We start from the raw sequence: 22583 nt of genomic DNA, 5'->3' as shown, positions 1-22583 counted from the left end.
GATTCCTCTGGTAGATTAGGCAGAACGTTTCTCAAATGGAATAAATATGCTGGGACTTACCGGGGGCGGACGCGCCCTGATCCGCATGACCTGGACGCTGGCGGTGGCACTGCTGTTGGCGACGGGCATGCAGGGCGCGGCGCAGGCGGCCCAGCGCAGCCTGCGCTTCGAGCGTCTCTCGATCGAGCAGGGCCTGTCCCAGCAGTCGGCCCTGAGCATCCTTCAGGACCGCCAGGGCTTCATGTGGTTCGGCACCCAGGCCGGCCTGAACCGCTACGACGGCTACCGCATCACGGTCTACCGGAACGACCCCAACGATCCGGGCAGCCTGCCGGACAACTACGTCGCCGCCTCCTACGAGGACGCCGAAGGCCGGCTGTGGTTCGGCACCAAGGGTGGGCTGGCGCGCTTCGACCCGGCCAGCGGCCGCTTCCAGCGGCACCTGCCGCCCGATCCGGACGCCCAGCGGGGCGGCAACCGCGCCGTCTACGCCATCGTGCCCGCCGCCGGCGGCGGCCTGTGGCTGGGTACCAGCGACGGCCTGCTGCACTTCGACCCGGACAGCGGCGCCTTCCGCGCCTGGCGTCATTTGCCGGAAGATCCGGCCAGTTTGCGCGACAACCGCATCACTTCGCTGGCGATGGACGGACAGAAGCAGCTCTGGGTCGGCACCGAGGGCGGCCTGGACCGCTTCGATCCGGCCAGAGGACGCTTCACCCATTTCGCGATCGAGCCCGCCATCGACCCCCAGCGCAACACCGTGCTGTCGCTCTCGATGGGCCCGCGCGACACGCTCTGGATCGGCACCGCCTCGGGCCTGGAAGCCTGGCGCCTGGGCGAGGGCAGCCCGCAGCGCCAGCACCTGGGGCCGGAGCAGGGCATGCAGGACGTGCGCATCCAGAGCCTCTACCACGACAGCGGGGCCCAGCTCTGGGTCGGCACCGACTCCGACGGCCTGAAGTGGCGCGATCCGGTCAGCGGCCGCTTCGACACCTGGCGCCACGCCGCCAACGACCAGCACAGCCTGTCCGACAACCAGGTGCCCGCGGTGCTGGTCGACCGCACCGGCACCCTCTGGGTCGGCACCTACTTCGGCGGCGTCAACCGCACCGACCTGGCCAGCGGCGGCTTCACCCGCTATGGCGAGAGCGAGCGCCTGGGACGGGCCAAGGTACGCGGCGTGGTGGGCGACGGCCACGGCAAGCTCTGGGTCGGCACCACCGGCGACGGCCTGCTGCTGCTCGACCCGGCCCTCGGGCGCGCCCAGCCGGCGCCGGGCGCGCAGGAGGTCGGCGACGTGGTCACTTCCGTGACGCGCGCGCGCGGGCGGCTGTGGATCGGCACCCCCACCGGCCTGCTGTGGCGCGACGCCCAGGGGCGCCTGGGCCGGGTCGGGCTGGGCGCCGGTCCGGCCGCCAATTACGTGCATGCGATCCGCGAGGGGCGCGACGGCACACTGTGGGTTGTCACCCGCGGCGGCCTGTCGGCCCTCGACCCGGGCTCGGAGCTGGCGCATAGCTGGCGCCACGATCCGGACGATCCCACCAGCCTGGGCGACAACTATGGATTCACCGTGCTGGAAGACCGCCAAGGCATCGTCTGGGTCGGCACCGAGAACGGCCTGCAGCGCTTCGACCGCCGCAGCGGCGTGTTCACCCGCTACCGTCACGATCCGCACGACAGCCACAGCTTGCGCCACAGCCGGGTGTACTACCTGGCCGAATCCTCGCGCGGCGACCTGTGGGTCGGCACCGCCGGCGGCCTGCACCGCATGGACACCGTGGGCGGCCAGCCGCGCTTTCGCTACATTCCCTTCGCCGCCGGCCAGCAGGCCTTGCCGGTCGGCGCGATCCTGGAAGACGCGGGTGGCGTCCTATGGGTCAGCACCACCGCCGGCATCACGCGTTTCGATCCGGCCAGCGGCCAGGTCAAGAACTACACCTCGAAGGACGGGCTGATCGACGGTTCCTATTTCGTCGGCTCGGGCTGGCGCGCGCCGGACGGGCAGCTGTATTTCGGCGGCATCAACGGCATGACCTCCTTCCAGCCCGAGCGCGTGCGCGACAATCCCTATCCGCCGGTGCCGGTGATCACCGACCTGCTGGTGCTGAACCGTTCGCGCGCCGACAGCCTGGGCGCCAATCGGGAGATCACCCTGTCGCACCGCGACTCGGTGTTCGCGCTGGAGTTCGCGGGCCTGCACTACGCCGACCCCCAGGGCAACCGCTACGCCTACCAGCTCGAGGGCTTCGACCAGGGCTGGGTCGACACCGACGCGCGGCGCCGCTTCGCGACCTATACCAACCTCGATCCGGGGCGCTACGTGTTCCGGGTCCGCGCCAGCAACAAGGACGGCCTGTGGAGCACCGGGGCTGCCACCCTGGCGATCACGATCCTGCCGCCGTTCTGGAAAACCTGGTGGTTCCGCACCCTGGCGGCGCTGCTCGCGCTGGCCCTGTCCTGGCTGGCCTACCGCTGGCGCGTGGGCGTGCTGGTGCGCCAGAAGGGCGTGCTCGAGCGCGAAGTCGGCGCGCGCACCGCCGAACTGCTGCTGCAGAAGGAGGCGGCCGAGCGCCAGAAGGAGACGGTCGAACGGGCCCACCGCGACATCGCCCTGCTGTCGGACATCGGGCGTCTGCTGACTGCCAACCTGGACAACGAAGCCATCATGCGCACCCTGTACGAGCACGTGCAGGCGCTGATGGAGGCCCCCAATTTCGCGGTCGCCCTGCGCCAGCCGGAGCGCGGGGTGCTGGTCTTCCCCTTCGCGGTGGTTGAGGGCGGACGCGTGGCCGCCTACGAGCAGGACGACGCGCCGCAGCGCTTCCTGGCCGCCTGCTGCGTGGCCCAGGCGCGCGAGATCCTGGTGAGCGAGGCGGTGCGTGAATTACCGGCGCTGCTGGCCGCCCACCTGCCGCAGGCCGGCGACGAGGCCTCCGCGGTGGCGATCCGGCCGGCGCGGCGCGCGCCCGGTTCCTTCCTTTACGTGCCGATCGAGGTCGGCGGGCGGGTGGTGGGCGCGCTCACGGTGCAGAGCCCCTACGCCGGCGCCTACGGCCAGGTGCACCTGGACATGCTGGCGACCCTGGCGGCCTACGTCGGGGTGGCGATCGATAATGCGCGCGCCTACCAGCAGCTCAAGGAAACCCAGGCCCAACTGGCCTCGCACGAGAAGCTGGCTTCGCTCGGCTCGCTGGTGGCGGGCGTGGCCCACGAACTGAACACGCCGATCGGCAACAGCCTGCTGATGGCCAGCACCCTGCAGGAACGCACCCACGAGGTGGCGTCTTGTTTCGACGCAGCCCAGCTCAAGCGCTCCGACCTGGCCGAGTACATGGCCGCGTCGACCGAGGCCACGGACGTGATCGTGCGCAGCCTGCACAACGCGGCCGAGCTGGTGAGCAGCTTCCGCCAGGTCTCGGTCGACCAGGCCAGCGCCCAGCGCCGCCGCTTCGACCTGGGCCAGGCCTGCCAGGAGATCGCCGCCACGCTGTCGAACACGGTGCGCCTGGCCGGCCACCGGCTGGTGCTGGAGGTCCCGGCCGGGATCGTGATGGACGGCTTCCCGGGGCCGCTGGGCCAGGTCCTGATCAACTTCGTCAACAACGCGCTGCTGCACGCCTTCACGGAGCCCGGCGGGACCATGCGGCTCACGGCCAGCTCGGGCGAAGGACAGGTGCGCCTGCAGTTCCGCGACGACGGGCGCGGCATCCCCCAGGAACACCTGGCGCGCATCTTCGATCCCTTCTTCACCACGCGCATGGGGCAGGGCGGCACCGGCCTGGGGCTGAACATCGCCTACAACATCGTCACCACGCTGTGGGGCGGCGCGATCCGCGTGGAGAGCGCGCCGGGCGCGGGCGCCTGCTTCATCCTCGAACTGCCGCTGCGCGCGCCCGATCCGCGCCCCGCCAGCGAGGAGCTGGCGGCGCCGGCCAGGCTGCCGGCCTAGACCAGGTTCTGCGGCCGGCCGGCGGCCCAGGCTTCGAGATTATCGACCAGCATGTCGGCCAGGCGCTGCATGGCCCCGCCGCTGGCCCAGGCCACGTGCGGGGTCAGGATGAAGTTCGGCAGGCGCAGGCGCAGCAGCGGGTTGTCTGGCAGGGGCGGTTCCTTGCTCAGGACGTCGAAGCCGGCGCCGCCGATCCTGCCCTCGCTCAGGGCCGTGGCCAGCGCGGCCTCGTCGACCAGGCCGCCGCGCGCGGTGTTGATCAGGAGGGCGCTGCGTTTCATCAGGCCCAGCTCGCGCGCGCCGATCAGGTGGCGGGTCTGCTCGGTGAGCGGCAGGTGCAGGCTGACCACGTCGCTGGTGGCCAGCAGCTCGTCGAGCTCGAGCTGGCGCACGCCGGAGTCGGCGATGGGCGAGCGCGAAGTGGCGCAGATCTCCATGCCGAAGGCGCGCGCCAGCGCCGCAACCTGCTTGCCGAGGGCGCCGTAGCCGACGATGCCGAGGCGGCTGCCGGCCAGGTCGCCGATCGGGTGATCGAGTAGGCAGAAGCGGGTCGAACGCTCCCAGCGTCCGGCCTCGACGTCGGCGATGTAGGCGCGCAGGTTGCGGCGCAAGGCCAGCAACAGGGCCATGCAGTGCTCTGGCACCGAGACCAGCGAATAATTGCGGATATTGCTGACAACGATGCCGCGCTCGCGGCAGGCGGCGAGATCGACGTTGTCGGTGCCGGTGGCGGCGATGGCGACCATTTTCAGCTCGGGCAGCTGGGCAAGGGCGGCGGCGCGCAGCGGCACCTTGTTGGTGATCGCGATGGTCGCGCCGCGCAGGCGCTCGACGACTTCGTGCTCCGCGCTGGCGGCATGGTCCTGCCACGCATGCGCGAAGGCGGGCGGGCGCACATCGGCGATCAGGCTGTCGCGGTCGAGGAATACGATACGGTGCATGGCGTCTCCGGGCGGGCAAAGCACCCATTGTAGAACAGCGCGCATGCCGGCGTGGGGGCCGCCGAAGATGAAGCGCGAAGACGGGCCGGGGGACCCGCCTTCGCCATATGGTGGGGCTCGAGCGTGGGGGCTTGAGCTATCGGGGATAGTGTTTTATTTGTGTTCGGCCTTGGCGGCCACGTGCTCGGCCTTCGCTTCGGCCTTGTCGGCCTTGGCTTCGGCTTTCTTCTCAGCAGCCTGCTTGTCGGCCTTGGCCTTGGTCTTGGCGGCGTCTGCTTTCGCTTCGGCGACGTCCTTCTTGGCTTCGGCGCTGGCCTTCTCTACCTTGGCGTCGGCCTTGGCGACCTTCTTGTCGTGCTTCGCGTCGGCCTTGGCTTCCGTTTCCGCGGCCTTGGCTTCGGCCTTGGCCTCGGCCTTCACCTCTGCAGCGGGCGCGGTGGCCTGGGCGTACACGGAGGTGGCGAACAGCCCGGCGATCATGGTAGCGATGAGTTTGCTCATAGTGTCTTCCTTCTGTGGGTGAAAAGGTGAAACGCTTGCTGTGCTGCTGGTCCCTTCAACGCCGGCGCCGCGTGCGCGGTTGACGCGTTTTTCGATTGATTTACATCCGCTTACACTTGCTCATCCAATGCCCGTCTAATGCTCATCAGCAAGGCGCGATTGTTCGCCAGCGGCAGGGTACGCTGGCGAACAGTCGCGCCTGCGTGCCGGGACTAGACTCGGCGCATCGGACTGAAGACGAGGTGTTCCATGCCTGACGCGCTCAAACTCTACAAGGCCAAGCGCAATTTCGCGATCACGTCGGAGCCCGCCGAAGGCGGCGAAGCGCATCCGGATGCGCTGACCTTCGTGATCCAGAAACACTGGGCCTCGCGCCTGCACTACGATTTCCGGCTCGAGCTCGACGGCACCATGAAGAGTTGGGCCGTGCCCAAGGGGCCGAGCTACGACTCGCGCGACAAGCGCATGGCGGTGCACGTCGAAGACCACCCGATCTCCTACTCGGACTTCGAGGGCACGATTCCCGAGAAGCAGTACGGAGCAGGCAAGGTCATCATCTGGGACAAGGGCACCTGGACCCCACTCGAGGATCCGCACAAGGGCTTCGCCAAGGGCAGCATCAAGTTCGAGATGCACGGGCACAAGATGCACGGGCGCTGGACCCTGGTGCGGCTCAAGGGCCACGAGGACGAGCGCCAGGAGCCCTGGCTGCTGATCAAGGAGAAGGATGAGTACATGCGCTCGAGCGAGGAATTCTCGGTGGTCGACGAGATGCCCGACAGCGTCAAGCACCTGCCGATGCCGGCGCCGGCCGAACGCAAGCTGGAAGCGCTGAAAGAAGATGCCGAGGAGCAAGCGGAGGACACGCCGCCGAAGCCGGCATCGAAAAAGGCGGTGGCGGCCAAGGCGCCCGCGAAAAAAGCGGCGGCGGCCAAGGCGCCCGCGAAGAAGGCGGCGGCGCGCAAGAGCGCGAAGGGGAGCGGGGCGGCGCTGCCCGAGGGCGCGGTGAAGGCCGCGCTGCCCGAAGCCTTCCAGCCGGAGCTGGCGACCCTGGTGGACGCGCCGCCGGCGCGCCCCGAGGAATGGGTATTCGAGGTCAAGTTCGACGGTTACCGCATGCTGGCGCGCATCGAGCAGGGCGAGGTGCGCCTGATCACACGCAATGCCAATGACTGGACCGATCGGCTACAGCCGCTCAAGGACGAGCTGGAGCGCATGGGCTTGCCGGATGGCTGGTACGACGGCGAGATCGTGGTCCACGACGAGAACGGCAAGCCCAACTTCGGGCTGCTGCAACTGGCTTTCGACGGCAGCAATCGCGCCGACATCCTCTATTTCCTGTTCGACGCCCCTTACTTCGATGGCCATGACTTGCGCGAGGTCCCGCTGGTGGAGCGCCGCGCCGTGCTCCAGCAAGCGTTCGCCAAGTCCACATCGGGCCGGGTGCGCTTCTCGGATGAATTCGGCACCGATCCCGGACAACTGGTGGAAGCCGCCTGCCGTATCGGCCTGGAGGGCGTGATCGGCAAGCGGCGCGACTCGCGCTACGTGTCGCGCCGTTCGCCCGAATGGATCAAGCTCAAGTGCGGCCTGCGCCAGGAGTTCGTCATCGCCGGCTTCACCGATCCCAAGGGGTCGCGCACCGGCGTCGGTTCACTGCTGCTGGGCTACCACGACCAGGACGGGGTGCTGCGCTACGCCGGCAACGTGGGCTCGGGCTTCAACCATTCGTCCCTCAAGTCGGTCGCGGCCGAACTGGAGAAGCTGCGCACCGACGAGAGCCCCTTCCCGCCACGCACGGTGCCGGGCCGCCAGCACCACTGGGTCAAGCCGGTGCTGGTGGCCGAGGTGAGTTTCTCGGAGTGGACCAATACCGGCTCGGTGCGCCACCCCGTGTTCCAGGGGCTGCGCAAGGACAAGCCGGCCAAGAGCATCACGCGGGAGCAGGCGAAGCACGTGGACGGCAAGGAAGGCAACGCTAAAGCCAGGCCGGACGCCAAGGCGGAAGCCAAGGCTAAAGCCAAGCCGGAAGCCAAGGCCGAAGTCAAAGCGAAAGCCAAGCCTGTGACCAAGGCCAAGGACAAGGAGGACGCCAGCGTGACGAGCATACTGCCTGCCACCATGAAGGTGACCAACGGCGATCGGGTGATCGATGCCCAGACCGGCTCGACCAAGCTCGACCTGATCCGCTACTACGCCCTGGTGGGCGAATTGATGATGGAGCACCTGAAGAACCGGCCGGTGTCGCTGGTGCGCGCGCCTGAGGGCGTGGGCGGCGAGCTGTTCTTCCAGAAACACGCCGACATCGCCAAGTTGCCGGGTGTGAAGCACCTGCCCGAGGAGCTCGACCCTGGCCATCCGCCTTTCCTCGAAATCGCCAGCGTGCAGGGCATCCTCTCGGTGGCGCAATGGAACGTCGTGGAGATCCACACCCAGAACGCGACCGGCAAGTCGTACGCGAGCCCGAACCGGATGATCTTCGACCTCGACCCGGGCGAGGGCGTGGAGTGGCCCGCGATCCAGGAGGCAGCCCAGCTGATGCACGCCTTCCTGGAGGAGCTGGGGCTGCCGTCCTTCCTCAAGACCAGTGGCGGCAAGGGCTTGCACGTGGTGGTGCCGCTCAAAGGGGGGCATGACTGGGATACGGTGAAGGGCTTCTCCCAGGCCATCGTGCACCACATGGCGGCGACCCTGCCGGACCGCTTCGCTTTCAAGAGCGGGCCCAAGAACCGGGTCGGGAAGATCTTCATCGATTATCTGCGCAACGGACAGGGCGCGACCACGGTGAGCGCCTGGTCGGCGCGGGTGCGGCCGGGCCTGGGCATTTCGGTGCCGCTGGCGTGGGAGGAGCTGGAGGGGCTGAAGTCGAGCACGCAGTGGGACATCACCAACGTGCACACGCGGCTCGACGTGGGCAATGCGCCCTGGGAAGGCTATGCCAAGGCGGCGAAGACCTTGACCAAGGCAATGAAGGCATTGGGATACCAGCCCTAGAAACTCGCAGACATCGCGATCACACGCGCCCCCACCACGTCGTTCCCGCGAAGGCGGGAACCCAAGTTCTCCATGCGCTGTCGAGACGCTTGCAAACTTGGGTTCCCGCCTTCGCGGGAACGACGTAGGTGCCAGCGGCGCGTACGACGGAGGTGCTATTGGCGCGTACGACGTAGGTGATATTGGCGCCTACGACGTGTTAGGGCAGCAGGCTCGGAAACTCAGTCGACGTTGCGACCCAGCGCCTTGAGCGAAGCGCGCACCCCGCGACCATACTCCGGATCCGCCTTGTCGAAGTGCCCCAACTGGCGCTCCAGGATGTCGGTATCCACCTGGCTGAGCGGCGCGGCCAGGTTGTCGCACAGCGCGAGGCGTTCGTCCGGCGTCATCAGGCGGAACAGCGCCCCGGCCTGGGAGTAATCGTCCTCCTGCCCACGGAAGTCGAAGCGGCCGGCATTGCCCTCGAGCGCCAGTTCCGGTTCGCCGTAGCCCATGCCGGTGGCCCCGGCGCCACGCGCATTGAGCGTATAGTAGTTGCGCGCCGCGCCGCCGTTGGCGATCGCCATCGCGCCGTCGCGCTGGTGGTTGTGGACCGGGCAGCGCGGGGCGTTCACCGGCAGGTGCTGGTGGTTGGCGCCGACGCGGTAGAGCTGGGCGTCATGGTAGGCGAACAGGCGGCCCTGCAGCATCTTGTCGGGCGAGAAGCCCAGGCCCGGCACCACGTTGGCCGGCGACAGCGCGGCCTGTTCGACCTCGGCGTGGTAGTTGTCCGGATTGCGGTTCAGCTCCAGCACGCCGGCCGTCAGCAGCGGGAAGTCGCCGTGCGGCCACACCTTGGTCACGTCGAAGGGATTCCAGCCGGTGCGGGCGCTCCAGTCGGCCAGCTGCTGCTCGGTCGCCACCTGGAACTTGACGTCCCACTGCGGGAAGTCGCCCCGGGCGATGGCGTTGAACAGGTCGCGCTGGGCGTAGTCCGGATCGACACCGGCCAGGCGCGCCGCCTCGGCCGCGCTCAGGTTCTTGATCCCCTGGCGGGTCTTGAAATGCCACTTCACGTAGCGGCGCTCGCCGGCCGCATTGATCATGCTGAAGGTGTGGCTGCCGAAACCGTCCATGTGGCGGTAGCCGTCCGGGGTGCCGCGGCTCGAAAACAGGATCGTCACCTGGTGCAGGCTTTCCGGCGCCCGGCTCCAGAAGTCGAACATCATGTTGGGCGACTTCAGGTTGGTCTGCGGGTCGCGCTTCTGGGTGTGGATGAAGTCGGGGAAGTTGATGGCATCCTTGATGAAGAACACCGGGGTGTTGTTGCCGACCAGGTCCCAGTTGCCTTCCTCGGTGTAGAAGCGCAGCGCGAAGCCGCGCGGATCGCGTTCGGTGTCGGCGCTGCCCTTTTCGCCGCCCACGGTCGAGAAGCGCAGGAACACCGGGGTCTGCTTGCCGACTTCCGAGAACAGCGCGGCCTCGGTGTAAGGACGCAGGTCGTGGGTCACGGTGAAGGTGCCGTAGGCGCCCGAACCCTTCGCATGCACCACGCGCTCCGGAATGCGCTCGCGGTTGAAGTGCTGGAGCTTCTCGATCAGGTGGAAGTCCTGCAGCAGCACCGGGCCGCGTGGGCCGGCGCTCAGCGAGTTCTGGTTGTCGGCGACGGGGATGCCGGAGGCGGTGGTCAGGCGTTCTTGGGTCATGAATCTCTCCTTCATTGAATGCGTTGCAATGGAAGAGATTCTAGTTTTTCAAGTATGAAAGGAAAAGCTAATTGATTTTATTCTTTCGATAGCTTTTAATGATTTAGGACTCCTGAGTGGCTGCGTCCTCGTTCTTGAAGATGCCGCGGATGTTCATCGCCATCAGGGCCGCCTGCAGGGTGATCAGCGCCCAGGCTTCGTCATGCCAGCCCCAGACGATCCAGAGCACATTGCTGAGGATGAACATGCAGAAGCCGAACACCCGCCGCTCAGGGCGCTTGGAGCCGATCAGGTAGGCCGCGTAGAGCGTGACCAGCATGGCCGGCCACTGGAGGAAGTCGAGGAATTCGTCCATCCTTCAGGCCGCCTTCCTGCGTCGGGCGGGCGCTTTGGCGGGGGCGGCCTTGGCTGCCGCTTTCTTCGCCGCCGGCTTGGCTGGCGCCTTCGAGGAAGTGCGCTTGGCGGAAGCGGCGATCCGCTCCGCGCCCTGCGCCGGGGCCTTGCGGGCGCGCGGCGGCGGCGCCTCGTCCTCGTCCGCATCCTCGGCCGCAGGCTTGCGCGACTTGCGCGGCGGCGGTTCGTCGTCGTCGTCCTCGTCCTCGTCGGCGGTGGTGGCCTTGGCGGGCTTCTTGCCCAGGCTGGCCTGGAGCAGGGCGACCAGGTCGATGACCTTGCCGGACTCGCGCTTCTCCTTTTCCGGCTCGGGCATGGTGATGGTCTTGGTCTGCTTGGCCTTGATCTTCTTTTCGACCAGGGCCAGCACGTCCTCGCGGTAGGTGTCGTGGTACTGGCTCGGGTCCCAGTCTTCGCTCATGCCCTGCACCAGCGCCATCGCCATCTTCAACTCTTTGTCGTTAAGGGCGGCCTTCTTGTCGCTCTTGGCCGGGATCTTGAGGTCGCCCGCGTCGCGGATCTCGTCGCTGTAGCGCAGGGTGTTCAGGACGATGGTGTCGCCCACGCACACCAGGGCCGCGAGGTGCTGCTTGACGCGGATGACAACGTTGGCGATGCCGATCTTGCCGGCCTTCTTGAGGGTCTCGCGCAGCAGGGCGTAGACCTTGTCGCCGCCCTTGCCGGGCGCCAGGTAATAGGGCTGCTCGTAGTAGAGCAGGGGCACGTCGCCGGCGTCGACGAAGGCCAGGATGTCGATCGTCTGCGTGGCTTCCGGGTTGGCGCGGCGCAGGTCCTCGTCGGACAGGACCACGTATTCGCCGGGCGCGTACTCGTAGCCCTTGACGATGTCGTCCCAGGTGACTTCCTTGTTGTTGCTCTTGTTGTAGCGCTTGAAGCCGACCGGCGAGAAGTCGCGCCGGTCCAGCATGTTGAGGTCCAGGCCCTTGTTGTCCACCGCCGCGTACATCTCGACCGGGATGTGCACCAGCCCGAAGCTGATCGCACCCTTCCACATGCTGCGCGCCATGAGCCGCCCTCCTTATTCGCCGACGACGCCCGTGATCGGCAGGACCACGCCGGTGATGTAGCCCGAGCACACGCTCGAGGCCAGGAACACGTAGGCCGGCGACAGTTCCTCCGGCTGGGCCGCACGCTTGAAGGTAGTGCTGGCGCCGAACTCCTTGATCTGCTCGGGGGACTGGTCGGCCGGGTTGAGCGGGGTCCACACCGGGCCGGGGGCCACGGCGTTGACGCGGATGCCCTGGTCGATCAGGTTGGCCGCCAGCGACATGGTGAAGGCGTGGATCGCGCCCTTGGTAGCCGAATAGTCGAGCAGCTTCTTGGAGCCCTTCAGGCCGGTCACCGAGCCGGTGTTGACGATGGCGGCGCCGCGCTTGAGGTAGGGCAGGGCGGCCTTGGCCATGTGGAAGTAACCGTAGATGTTGGTGCGGAAGGTCTCGTCCAGGCGCTCCTCGGTGATGTCGAGCAGCGAGCTGGCGTGCTCCTGGAAGGCCGCGTTGTTGACCAGGACGTCCAGGCGGCCGAATTCGGCCACTACTTTCTCGACCGCGTCCTGGCAGAACTCCCAGTCCTTGACGTCGCCCGAGATGGTCACGCAGCGTCGGCCCTCGGCCTCGACGTAGCGCTGGGTCTCGGCGGCGTCCTCGTGCTCGTTGAGGTAGAGGATGGCGACGTCGGCGCCTTCGCGCGCGTACAGCACCGCGACCGCGCGGCCGATGCCGGAGTCGCCGCCGGTGACGATCGCCACCTGGCCATGCAGCTTGCCGCTGCCCTTGTACTGTTCGGCCAGGAACTTCGGCTTGAGGTCCATCTGCGCCTCCAGGCCCGGCTTGGCCAGGTGCTGCTGGGGCATGGGCGGGGCCGGCTGCTCGATGCCGGTCTGGACCGCGTCCTTGTTCTCGGCCTTCTGCATGCTGCCGTCGAGCTGGTCCTGGCGGCTCTGGATTGCCTTCTGCTGGTTCGCCACGTCGTCCTGCTTTGCCATCGCGCTTCTCCCTGAATATGCTGTGTCGACTGCGGCCAGTATTCAATGCGCGGGACAGGCGGACGGTGCGCTTCCACACACAGTGACACATTTCCGATATCCCAGGAGTAAGCTTTATGGCAAACTTGTCTGGATTGCCAATCGTTCGGTATGAAGGAGAGCAGATGTCCCAGCAGGACGGCGCCCGCGCCGGCGCCCAGTACTCCGGCCTCTATGTCAACGCGGTCGGCCAGCGCCGCGCCGAATTCCGCGAGGCCTGCGCCGAGCTGTTCGGCCAGCTCGCCCTGGCGGAGGGCGCGGCCCAGGCCCAGGCCCTGCTGGACACGGCGCCGGTCGACCTGCTGGTGCTCGACCTCGAACGCTTCGAGCTGGGGCTCGACCTGGCGGCCCTGGGCGCCCTGGTGGCGGCGCGCGCCGGCGCCCCGGTGCTGGTGCTGTGCCCCTTCCGCAATGCGCGCTGGCTGCCGGCCCTGATGGCCTTCGGACCGCTCGACTACGCCATCGGTCCGCTCGCCCCGGCGCAGACCCGCGAACTGCTGGCCGCGCGCCTCGCGCGTGGTTTCACGCCGCCCGCGCAGCCGTCCGCGCGCGAAACCCAGATGCAGGCTTTGCTGGCCGCCGGCGCCGCCGCCCAGCGCGCCCTGAGCGAAGCCGACGACAGCGCGCGCTTCGCCGAACGCCTGGTCGAGGCGCTGGCCGCCTGGCCGGGGGTGGCCCATGCCGCTTTGTTCTACCTGCGCGATGGCGACGTGCACGTGGAAGCGGAGCGGGGCGTGGACGGCCTGCACCTGGGGCCGCTCCTGATGCGCGGGGGCGAGCGCCTACTGCACTCGCCGCTGCGCCACGCCTTTCCCGGTCTGCTCGCCGCGGCCACCGGCGAATTCGCGCTGCTCGACGACCTCGAAAAAGCCGGTGAGCCGGAACTGGCCGCCAGCCTGGGCGCACATGGACTGCGGATGGCGGTCGGGCTGCCGATCCCCGCCGACGGGCCGGGCGCTCCGCGCGGCTCGCTGTGCCTGCTGTTCCGCGAGGCCGCCAGCCTGTCGCGGGCCCAGTTGGCCGCCTTCGACGAGCTGGCCGCGCTCGCCGCCTTCGGCCTGCGCATGGCCGAGCTGACGCGCGAGAACGAAGCCTTGCTGGCGCGCGTGACCCAGCTCGCCACCCTGGACGCCCTGACCGGCGCGGCCAACCGCCGCCACGGCGAAACCCTGCTCGAGAACGAGATCCGGCGGGCGCGCCGCTATCGGCTGCCGCTGGCCCTGATCGGCTTCGACATCGACCGCTTCAGCAACATCAACGACGCCTACGGCCACCCGGTGGGCGACCTGGCGCTGCGCGCCGTGGCCGAGCTGGCGCGCGGCCTGCTGCGCTCGAGCGACGTACTGGTGCGCGCGGGCGGCGAGGAGTTCCTGGTCATCGCGCCCCACACCAGCGCCATCGACGGCCTCAAGATGGCCGAGAAGCTGCGCGCCGCCATCGAGCAGGCCGAGATTCCCGGCTGTGACCATCTCACCATCAGCCTGGGCGTGGCCCAGCTGGGCGAGACCGAGAGCGGCGACTCGCTCGCGCTGCGGGTGAACGCGGCGCTGGCGCGCGCCAAGCGGGCCGGGCGCAACTGCGTCGAACTGGCGATGCAGTAAGCGACGTGCTAGGCTAACGGCTTTTCGTTCAGGCAAGTATCTGATGCTCCAGTGGTTGAGGCAGTACCGGCGCGCCATGCTGCCCGGAGACGTCAGCGCCGGCGTGGTGGTGGCGATGATGATGATCCCGCAGGGCATGGCCTATGCCCTGGTCGCCGGCTTGCCGCCGGTGGTGGGCATCTACGCCAGCATCGTGCCGCCCCTGCTGTACGCCCTGTTCGGCACCAGCACCACGCAATCGGTGGGGCCGATGGCGATCATCTCCCTCATGACGGCCTCGATCCTGGCGCCGCTGGCCGCTCCGGGCAGCGGGCTGTATGGCGTGCTGGCGGCCCAGCTGGCCCTGCTGTCGGGCGCCGTGCTGCTGGTATGCGGCCTGCTGCGCATCGGCTTTCTCGCCAATTTCTTCTCGCGCCCGGTGATGAGCGGCTTCACCATCGGCTCGGCCATCCTGATCGCCTGGGGCCAGCTCAAGACCCTGCTGGGCGGGCCGCTCGACGCCCCGCACTGGACCAGCGCGGCCCTGGGCCTGGGCTCGCTCGTCCTGCTGGCGGCGGCGCGCAGCCACCTGGCGCCCCTGTTGCGGCGCTTGCGCGTTCCCGCCACGGCGGCCGACATCGGCGCCAAGCTGGCGCCCATGCTGGTGGTGCTGGGCGCGACCCTGCTGGTGGCGCTGGGCGGATTGCAGCATGCCGGGGTGGCGACCACCGGCGCGGTGCCGTCCGGGCTGCCGCGCCTGAACCTGGCGCTCTCGCATGCGCACTGGGAGACCTTGCTCAAGCCCGCGCTCCTGATCGGCTTCATGGTCTTCCTGATCAGCATGTCGGGCGCCCAGGCGCTGGCGCTCAAGCGCGGAGAAAAGCTGTCCAGCAACCGCGAGCTGATCGGCCTGGGTGCGGCCAACCTGGGCAGCGCGCTGTCGGGCGGCTTCCCGGTGACGGGCAGCATTTCGCGCTCGGCGGTGAACTTCGCGGCCGGCGCCAATAGCCAGCTCGCCGGCATCATCACCGCGGGGCTGCTAGCCCTGGCCCTGGTGGCGCCCACCGACTGGCTGGCGCTGCTGCCGCTGCCGACCCTGGCCGCGACCATCATCGTCGCGGTGCTGGGCATGCTCGACCTGTCGACCCTGCGCACCGCCTGGCGCTACGACCGGGCCGACGCCGCGGCGCTGCTGGCCACCGCCGGCGGGGTGCTGGTCATGGGCGTGGAGGCCGGGGTGGTGATCGGCGTCGCGCTCTCGATCGGGGCCCTGATCTGGCGCGCCAGCCGTCCCCACATCGCGGTGCTGGGGCGCATCCCGGGCACCGAGCACTTCCGCAACGTCGAGCGCTACGAGGCCGCTACCGCGCCCGGCCTCCTGATGCTGCGCATCGATGCCGGGCTATTCTTCGGCAATGTCGAGGCGGTCAACGAGCGCATCGAAGACGAACTGGCGGCCAACCCGGGCACGCGCCACCTGGTGCTGGTACTGTCGGCCGTGAACGCGATCGACACCACGGCCCTGTTCGCGCTGTCCGAGCTGAACGCCTCGCTGCGCCAGCGCGGCGTGCTGCTGCACCTGGCCGAGGTCAAGGGGCCGGTGATGGACCGGCTGCGCGACAGCGATCTGCTGGATAGCCTGAATGGTGAGCTTTTCCTCAGTGCGGCCAAGGCCTGGGAGCGGCTCGCCTGATCCCGCGCCCTGTGGCGTGAATCTATCTCTACGGCATATTTTTGTTGACCGGCAATTCTCGCGGGTCTAGGATGATTCCGCGCGGCATGAGATTTTTCCGTGCCGTTTCCAAGGCCGAATCGACAGACAATGACGAGACCGTTCACGTCCGCATGCCGTTTCCCAGTCGGATCGGCCCGGCGCGCCGTCCGGCTCACCTTTCGGCTTGCCGTCCGGCTTGGCCTCCGGCTTGCCGTTCGGCCCGCCTGGCCCACCCGCCTCGCCCTTGCCGTCGCCTTGCTGTCGGGCGGCGCCTGCGCGCAGGGCGCCGAGCTCAAGTTCAGCGGCCGCATTACCTACGGCGAGGTGCTGCGCACCCAGGAACGCGACCCCGATCTGCTCACCGGCGTCAACGCCGCCGCCATCGGCCTGGTGGGCACAGGCAGCGGCGGCAATGCGGACGACGCCAACACCAACTACGGCAAGTGGGATGCGGCTTCGCGCGCCATCAAGGGCATGTTCGAGCTGAGCGCGAGCGAAGGGCCGCTGTCCGGCATGCTGCGGTTCAAGGCCTGGCGCGACTTCGGGCTGCGTGAGGATGCCCGGCCTTGGGGCAATGTCGCCAACTCCTACGCGCCCAATGCGCCGCTGAGCGACGCCGGCGCGCCGCGCCTGTCGCGCTTTTCCGGCATCGCGCTGCTCGACGCCTGGGTGCAGGGCGCCACGCGGCTGGGCGAGATGCCGGTCATGGTGCGGGTCGGCCAGCAGTTGCTCGACTGGGGCGCGCGCTCGCTGACGCCCGGCGGCCTGGAAGCGCTCAACCCGCGCGACCTGCCTGGCCTGCGCCGCGCCGGCGCGATTCCGCCGGAGACCCTGGTGCCGCGTCCGATGCTGTTCGGGCGCATCGAAGCGGCGCCGGGGCTGGCGCTCGAAGCCTACTACCAGACCCGGTTCCGGCCCACGGCGCTCGATGTCTGCGGCACCCTGTGGTCGCTCAACGACTATCTGGTCGACGGTTGCGACCGCGTGATGACCGGGCAGCCGGTGGTGAGCGATCGCGCGCGCATTCCGCTCGGGGCCTACCAGAAACGCCTGGCCACGCCCAAGCCGGAGCAGGATGAATTCGGCGCCGCGCTCACCTGGCGCCACGCGCCGCAGGGGCTGGACATCGGCCTCTACCACGCGCGCTACAACGCGCGCACCGCGCTGCCGGGGCTGCGCCGCAGCACGCGCGCGAACGGGCCGGCGCTGATCCCGGGCGATCCGGACGGGCGCAACATGGCGTATTTCACCGAGTACCCGGAAGGCCTGCGCATCACGGCCCTGAGCCTCGCGCAGCGCCAGGGCGCGCGCAGCCTGCACGGCGAACTGTCCTACCGGCCGCGCACGCCCTTCATGCTGGCGCCGGGCGACGTGCTGCCGCCTTTCCTCAATCCGAACGCGCCTTCCTTGCTGCGCGCCCGCGCGAACGCGGTGGCGCCGGGCGCGCTGTTTCATGGCTACGACCTGTACGCGATGTGGCAAATGCAGCTGGGCGCGCGCCAGGAGTTCAGCCTGGGCGGGTTGGCGCTGGTGGCGGCGCTGGAGGCGGTGGGCAAGCACGCGGCCGGGCTGCCGGACCAGGCGGTGCTGCGCTACGGACGCGCGGACATTTTCGGGGTCGGCGCGATCAACGGCAACTGCGCGGTGAACACCGGGAACGCGGCGCGCCAGTGCAGCCTGCGTGGTTATGCGACGGCCAAGGCCTGGGGCTACCGCGCGCGCCTGGATGCGCGTCTGCCGGCCTTCGTCCCGCAGCTGGCCGGCAGCGCCAGCCTGCTGTTCGTGCACGACGTGAAGGGATGGTCGGGAGACTTCCTGCTCAACGAAGGGCGCAAGTCGGCGCTCGTCGGCTTGAAGTTCGAGTACCGACAGCGCTACCTGATGGAGACGGGGTATGCGCCGACCTGGGGTGGGGACTATCACCAGGTGAAGGACCGGGATACGGCGTCGTTGGCGCTGGGGGTGAAGTTCTGAGGGCGCCGGCGCAAGGACGCCGGCGTGGGAGCTGGCGCGCGCCCGCGCGAGCGCGCCGCCGGAATTGCGGGCGCGGTCAGGCCCGCCTGCGTTCCGGTTCCGCGCGCTTGTCGGCGCGCCTGTCCGTGTTGTCGCGCTTGGCCAGTTCGATCGGCGCCGCATCCTCGGGATGCAGGGCATGGGTGTCGGCATACACGGCGCGGATCGCCGCCATGTCTGCCTCGACGTCGCCGCTCAGGCGCAGGTGGTCGGTGACGCGCAGTTCCTTCTTCTTGTAGTCCAGGCTGACCAGCAGCAGCGGCACGTCGGCGGTCAGGGCCAGGTGGTAGAAGCCGCTCTTCCAGTGCGGACGGTAGCCGCGCGTGCCCTCCGGGGTGATCGCCACCCAGCACCACTTCGTGGCCAGCATATCCTGCGCGAGCTGGCGCGTGGCGCCCATCGGCGCGCTGCGGTCGACCGCGATGCCGCCCCAGTAGCGCATCACCTTGCCCATCACGCCGCGGAACAGCGAATCCTTGGCCAGCCAGCGGAACTGCAGGCCCACCGCCCACTTGCCGAGCAGGCCGATCGGGAAATCCCAGTTCGAGGTGTGCGGGTAGACCACGGCGATGCCGTGCGGCCCCGGCAGGGGCTTGAAGTACATCTTCCAGCCAAGCAGGTTCAGCAGCCGTAGGGCGGTGCGCTGACCCCAGGTCGGCAGGGAAGCGGGCCGCATCAGATTGTCGCTCATGGTCACTCCGTCGCAGCGTAATAAAACATTAACAGACGGCAGCTGTCATTACGCTATAGAAAATTAAGCGAGGAATTCTAGCGGTCTGGAGCGGTGGGAACAAGCAAAAAAGCTGGTGCATGGTATGAGGTGTGGTTATCATGCCGCTCTTTGTCAGGCTAACAAGGAACATGCATCCAGATGGAGATCACGATTTATCACAATCCCCGCTGCAGCAATTCGCGCAATACGCTGGCGGCGATCCGCGAAGCGGGCCATGAGCCGCGGGTGGTCGATTACCTGGCGCAGCCGCCTGCGCGCGACGAGCTGCAGGCCATGATCCGCGAGGCCGGCCTCTCGGTGCGCGAAGCGATCCGCAGCAAGGAAGCCGTGTACGCCGAACTCGGGCTCGGAGCGCCCCGCGTCGATGACGAGGCGCTCCTCGACGCCATGCTGGCCCACCCGATCCTGATCAATCGTCCTTTCGTGCGCACGCCCAAGGGTGTGCGCCTGTGCCGCCCGCCTGAACTGGTGCGCGAAATCCTCTGAGCCTCCGCCAAGACCAGCGCTAGTTGCCATAAGGGCAACGCACCTATACACTGAGCCGTTCTGGCCGTACTGGCTGTACTGGCCGTCCGCTAGCGGCCAGTACGGGTTTCCTACCGACGCGCCAACAAACTGACGATGTGTTTGTGATAAGGCTGAACGCCGACACATCGCACCGGGTGGGCGCACCCGACAATGGACGGCCCCAATCCGCGCCACCAGGGGGAATCAAAGGCATGCACAGCGAGTTCACTACTTCCTTACCCTACCTTCATACGGAACGGCTCATCCTTCGTGAATATCGACGGGAAGATTTCGACGCCTTCGCGGCCCATGTCGCCGACCCCGTCAGCTCGGCTCACCTGGGCGCGGCCGACCGTCATGTGGCATGGCGAATCTTCTGTTCACAGGCGGGACTGTGGCTGATCGATGGCGCAGGATGGTGGGCGGTCGAGGAAAAGGAGACCGGTCGCCTGGTCGGCAATGTCGGCGCGTTCTTTCGTGAGCAATCCACCGTGATGGAACTCGGCTGGAATACCTTTCGTGCCTGTTGGGGCCGGGGATATGCGAACGAAGCGGCGGCGGCGGCCTTGCATCATGCCTTCGAGATCCGGCGCGAACCCAAGGTCCGGGCGCTCATCGCCGCGGCCAATGCGTCATCGCTGGGCGTTGCGAGGCGGCTTGGCCTACGGTACGAAGCGGACACCGAGATGGACGGCAAGCCGATCGGCATCTACACCCGAGAGCGCGCCGGCCCCCTAACCTAGGCTTGCAGCGCTAAGGTTCGCTGTAGGGCAGGGCGCCGATGTCGACCTTGCCCAGGCCGCCCAGGGCAGGCGCGGCGCCCGACGCCCTGGCTCCAGGCTCGGCGGCCAGCCCCTGGCCGATGGCGGGCGAACCGGGGCTGAGCCGGAAGTCCGGCGTGCCGACCGGCGCGTAATCGACGAACAGCGGCGCGGCGCTGACCGTGCCCGTGTGCTGGCGGCCGGGCGCGAGCTTCCAGTCGGCCTTGGTGTTGCCGTGCACGAGGTTGTTGCGGAAGCTGATGTTCTCGCCGGTGTCGCCCTGTTCGAGGATGCCGTGGACGTTGTCGACCACGATGTTGTTGCTGACGTGGGTGTCGTCGTTGGGCTTCTTGCGGTGATAGAAGTCGCCCGCGCCCACCACGATGCCCGTGCCCGAGCCCGCGATGGTGTTGCCGCGCACGGTGACATGGCTGGCGTCGTGCCACATGTGGATGCCGGCGCCCGCGATGCGGTAGATCACGTTGTTGCGCACGCTGGCCGTGGTGCTCACGTAGATGCCGTGCATGTAGCGGCAGCCGGCCGGCCCGATGTCGTGCACGTGGTTGCCGACCACCTCGGCGTCGTTGCCCTTGTAGTAGCTGTCGATGCCGATTCCGGCGCCGCCCTTGGCCTCGCAGGGCACGTCGGTGCCCACGTGGTGGATGCGGTTGTCGACGATGCGGTTGTGCGAGCCGCCGTTGTAGATGCCGCTCAGCCATTTCATGCCGCTCTGGTACTGGCTGCCATCGATCTCGAAGCCGATGATGTCCACATAGTTGCCCCGGTTGTCCCAGGCCGCGCTCTGGCGCGCGTCGAGCGGCGGGACCAGTTTCGCGCCCCAGCGCTCGGTGGACTGGAACACGATGCGCGCCTCGGCCGTGCCGTTGGTGGCGGTGCGCAGGCCGCCCGAGTAGCTGCCGGGCGCCACGTGCACGGTGGTGCCGGGCGAGACCACCTGGGCCGCGCGGCCCAGGGTGCGGAAGGGCTCGGCGCGCGTGCCGGGATTGCTGTCGGAGCCGTTGGGGGCCACGTAGAGATGGGTGCGCACCAGTTCGGGCACCACCAGTTGCTCGCCGCCGCCGTCGCGCAGGCGGCAGCCGGACAGCAGGGCAGCAAACAGGATCGCCAGCGACAGCACCGGCAGCAGCCTGCCCGGGAAGAGGCGGGCCGCGCAGGGCGGCGGCATGGAAGAGCGGGGGGCGTGCGGGTGACGGCGCATCCTTTCCTCGTGCGGGTGGCGATGGACACCTCCAGTCTGATCCGGCCCAAGGCGCCCGATTCCCGAAACGGTCAAGTTCCGCTTTGAGGATGCGCAATACGCGGCCTCGGCCGCGCACGGCGCAGGCGCTTCAGGCGGCCCCGGCCGCCGGGACCACCACCGGCATGTAGGCATCCAGGAATTCGGCCGGCATGCGGCGCGGCCGGCCGCTGCTGATCTCGATGCAGACCAGGTCCCAGCGCCCGCGCAGCACGGTTACGCCGTCGCGTTCGCGCACCAGCTGGAAGCGGCGTTCCATCGCCAGCTTGCCGTCGCCGCCGACCAGCCAGGTGGCGAGCAGCAGGGGCTCGTCGAGCAGGGTGGGCAGCAGGTAGTCGTACTCGCCGCGCCGGATCGCCATGGCGCGGTCGAGGCGCCGGTAATCCTCGAGCGAGAGCCCGAGCCGTTCCGAATGGGCCCAGCCCGCTTGTTCGCACCAGCGCACGTAGACCGCGTTATTGGTGTGGTTCAGGCCATCGATGTCGCCGGCGCGCGGCGTGACCGGCAGGATGAAGGGTTGCGGATAATCCCAGTCCAATGCGTTTCCTCGTGGGGCGCCGCGCTCGCGGCCGCCATGTCGCTCATGAGGCGCTATTGTAAGGCCGCGAGGGAGGGCGCGTCAGTGCCTGCCGTTCCTGTGCCAGTCGAGCTCGACCGAGATGGCCTGGTGGTCCGAGCCCTGCTCGCTGGCGTCGACGCGCATGCGGCGCAGCCGGGGCTCCAGGTCGGCGCTGGCGAACACGTAGTCGAAGGTGAAGGGCGGCGCGGCCTGGGGATCGGTATCGTGCAGGCCGACCGTGGGCGCATGGCGCCGGCCGGGCTGCAGCGCTTGCCAGGCATCCTGCCAGGCCGGCGTGTCGTCGTCGAAGGGCGCCAGCAGGCGCGCGTGCTCGGGCGAGCCGGGCAGCATGTTGAAGTCGCCCGCCATCAGCGCCGGCAGGGGGCGCGGCACCGCCTCGAAAGCCCCGCGCCCGCTGGCCCGGCCCCGGCGCGCATGGACCGCCGCTTCCTGCTGCAGGCCGCGCAGGGCGTCGACCTGGGCCAGGCGCTGCTGCAGCGAGAAGTATTCGAGGTGGACATTGAGGATGCGCAGCAGGCCGCCGGGCGCGGCCACGGTGACTTCGAGGGCCAGGCGCGGCATACTGGGCACCACCGGATCGGCCGGCCAGGGCAGGAGGTGGCGCAACACCTGCAGCACCGGATGGCGCGAAAAGATCATGCTGCCCAGGCGGCGGCGCGGACCGTCCGGGGCGGCGCCGGGGACGGCGGTGTCGAGGGCGAGGGCCTCGATCGCCGCGTGGCCGGGGATGCCTGCGCGCAGGGCGGCGAACTGGTCGCCGCCCTCGGCATAGCCGTCAGACACTTCTTGCAGGCACAGTATGTCGTGCCGGCCGAATCGTTCGAGACATGCGATGATACGGTCAAGATCGGGCTTGCCGTCGGGGCTGCGGCCGGACTGGATATTCCAGGAGATGAGCGTGAACATGGGCGTCCTTTCTGAAGAGGT

General features: G+C 68.6%; 16 protein-coding genes and 1 pseudogene. 7 read left to right on the top strand and 10 right to left on the bottom strand.

Translation table 11 applies throughout. The annotated features are described in order from the left end of the window. The first annotated feature begins 46 nt into the window (after window positions 1-46). Entirely contained in the window at window positions 47-3952 is a 3906-nt protein-coding gene (locus B0920_RS08215; RefSeq protein WP_078032042.1) for a two-component regulator propeller domain-containing protein, read from the top strand. Here B0920_RS08215 and B0920_RS08210 read toward each other — a convergent pair. Together B0920_RS08210 and B0920_RS08205 are read right to left on the bottom strand one after the other, a co-directional pair. Beyond that, window positions 3949-4893, bottom strand: a complete 945-nt coding sequence (locus B0920_RS08210) for a D-2-hydroxyacid dehydrogenase (protein ID WP_078032041.1) — start codon at window positions 4891-4893, stop codon at window positions 3949-3951. The two genes, B0920_RS08215 and B0920_RS08210, sit on opposite strands and share 4 nt — an antisense overlap. Before the next feature lie 153 nt (window positions 4894-5046). Continuing rightward, complete coding sequence (locus B0920_RS08205) at window positions 5047-5394, bottom strand: hypothetical protein (RefSeq protein WP_078032040.1); 348 nt, start codon at window positions 5392-5394, stop codon at window positions 5047-5049. Between the two features lie 249 nt (window positions 5395-5643). Here B0920_RS08205 and ligD point away from each other — a divergent pair, with 249 nt between their 5' ends. Beyond that, a complete protein-coding gene (ligD, locus tag B0920_RS08200) occupies window positions 5644-8388 on the top strand; it encodes a DNA ligase D (protein ID WP_078032039.1) in 2745 nt (914 codons plus the stop codon). A gap of 221 nt (window positions 8389-8609) precedes the next feature. Here the strand turns inward: ligD and B0920_RS08195 are convergent, their stop codons facing one another. From B0920_RS08195 to B0920_RS08180, 4 genes are all read right to left on the bottom strand, one after another. Further along, entirely contained in the window at window positions 8610-10073 is a 1464-nt protein-coding gene (locus B0920_RS08195; protein ID WP_078032038.1) for a catalase, read from the bottom strand. 103 nt (window positions 10074-10176) lie between these two features. Further along, complete coding sequence (locus B0920_RS08190) at window positions 10177-10428, bottom strand: hypothetical protein (protein ID WP_078032037.1); 252 nt, start codon at window positions 10426-10428, stop codon at window positions 10177-10179. A 3-nt stretch (window positions 10429-10431) separates the two neighbouring features. Continuing rightward, window positions 10432-11493 (bottom strand): Ku protein, encoded by a 1062-nt coding sequence (locus B0920_RS08185; RefSeq protein WP_078032036.1) that lies wholly within the window; start codon window positions 11491-11493, stop codon window positions 10432-10434. 12 nt (window positions 11494-11505) lie between these two features. Continuing rightward, window positions 11506-12471, bottom strand: coding sequence for an SDR family oxidoreductase (locus B0920_RS08180; RefSeq protein WP_078032035.1), 966 nt, complete (start codon window positions 12469-12471; stop codon window positions 11506-11508). 164 nt (window positions 12472-12635) lie between these two features. On the opposite strand from B0920_RS08180, the gene B0920_RS08175 reads away from it, so the two are divergent. From B0920_RS08175 to B0920_RS08165, 3 genes are all read left to right on the top strand, one after another. Next, entirely contained in the window at window positions 12636-14111 is a 1476-nt protein-coding gene (locus B0920_RS08175; RefSeq protein WP_078032034.1) for a diguanylate cyclase, read from the top strand. A 43-nt stretch (window positions 14112-14154) separates the two neighbouring features. Then, the gene (locus B0920_RS08170; protein WP_078032033.1) at window positions 14155-15783 is read left to right on the top strand and encodes a SulP family inorganic anion transporter; all 1629 of its coding nucleotides are present in this window, start codon (window positions 14155-14157) and stop codon (window positions 15781-15783) included. Between the two features lie 129 nt (window positions 15784-15912). Further along, window positions 15913-17778 carry a DUF1302 family protein gene (locus B0920_RS08165; protein WP_078032032.1) on the top strand — a complete coding sequence of 622 codons (1866 nt, stop codon included), beginning with the start codon at window positions 15913-15915 and terminating at the stop codon, window positions 17776-17778. A 76-nt stretch (window positions 17779-17854) separates the two neighbouring features. On the opposite strand, the gene B0920_RS08160 is transcribed toward B0920_RS08165, so the two are convergent. Then, window positions 17855-18508 carry a 1-acyl-sn-glycerol-3-phosphate acyltransferase gene (locus B0920_RS08160; protein ID WP_078032031.1) on the bottom strand — a complete coding sequence of 218 codons (654 nt, stop codon included), beginning with the start codon at window positions 18506-18508 and terminating at the stop codon, window positions 17855-17857. A 180-nt stretch (window positions 18509-18688) separates the two neighbouring features. Between B0920_RS08160 and arsC the strand changes: the two are divergent. Next, window positions 18689-19033: pseudogene (gene arsC / locus B0920_RS08155) on the top strand (arsenate reductase (glutaredoxin)); the annotation flags it as partial. Window positions 19034-19269: 236 nt separating this feature from the next. Continuing rightward, the gene (locus B0920_RS08150) at window positions 19270-19800 is read left to right on the top strand and encodes a GNAT family N-acetyltransferase (RefSeq protein ID WP_078032029.1); all 531 of its coding nucleotides are present in this window, start codon (window positions 19270-19272) and stop codon (window positions 19798-19800) included. Window positions 19801-19810: 10 nt separating this feature from the next. Here B0920_RS08150 and B0920_RS08145 read toward each other — a convergent pair whose 3' ends face one another. The 3 genes from B0920_RS08145 to B0920_RS08135 form a co-directional block, all read right to left on the bottom strand. Next, a complete protein-coding gene (locus B0920_RS08145) occupies window positions 19811-21037 on the bottom strand; it encodes a right-handed parallel beta-helix repeat-containing protein (protein WP_078032028.1) in 1227 nt (408 codons plus the stop codon). A gap of 130 nt (window positions 21038-21167) precedes the next feature. Continuing rightward, a complete protein-coding gene (locus B0920_RS08140) occupies window positions 21168-21614 on the bottom strand; it encodes a thioesterase family protein (protein WP_078032027.1) in 447 nt (148 codons plus the stop codon). A gap of 81 nt (window positions 21615-21695) precedes the next feature. Then, entirely contained in the window at window positions 21696-22562 is an 867-nt protein-coding gene (locus B0920_RS08135) for an endonuclease/exonuclease/phosphatase family protein (RefSeq protein WP_078032026.1), read from the bottom strand. Window positions 22563-22583 lie beyond the last annotated feature (21 nt).

Source organism: Massilia sp. KIM (genome assembly GCF_002007115.1).
Classification (GTDB): Bacteria; Pseudomonadota; Gammaproteobacteria; order Burkholderiales; family Burkholderiaceae_D; genus Telluria.
The sequence above is the reverse complement of the archived record's forward strand: the minus strand, read 5'-3'. Positions and strand labels throughout refer to the sequence as shown.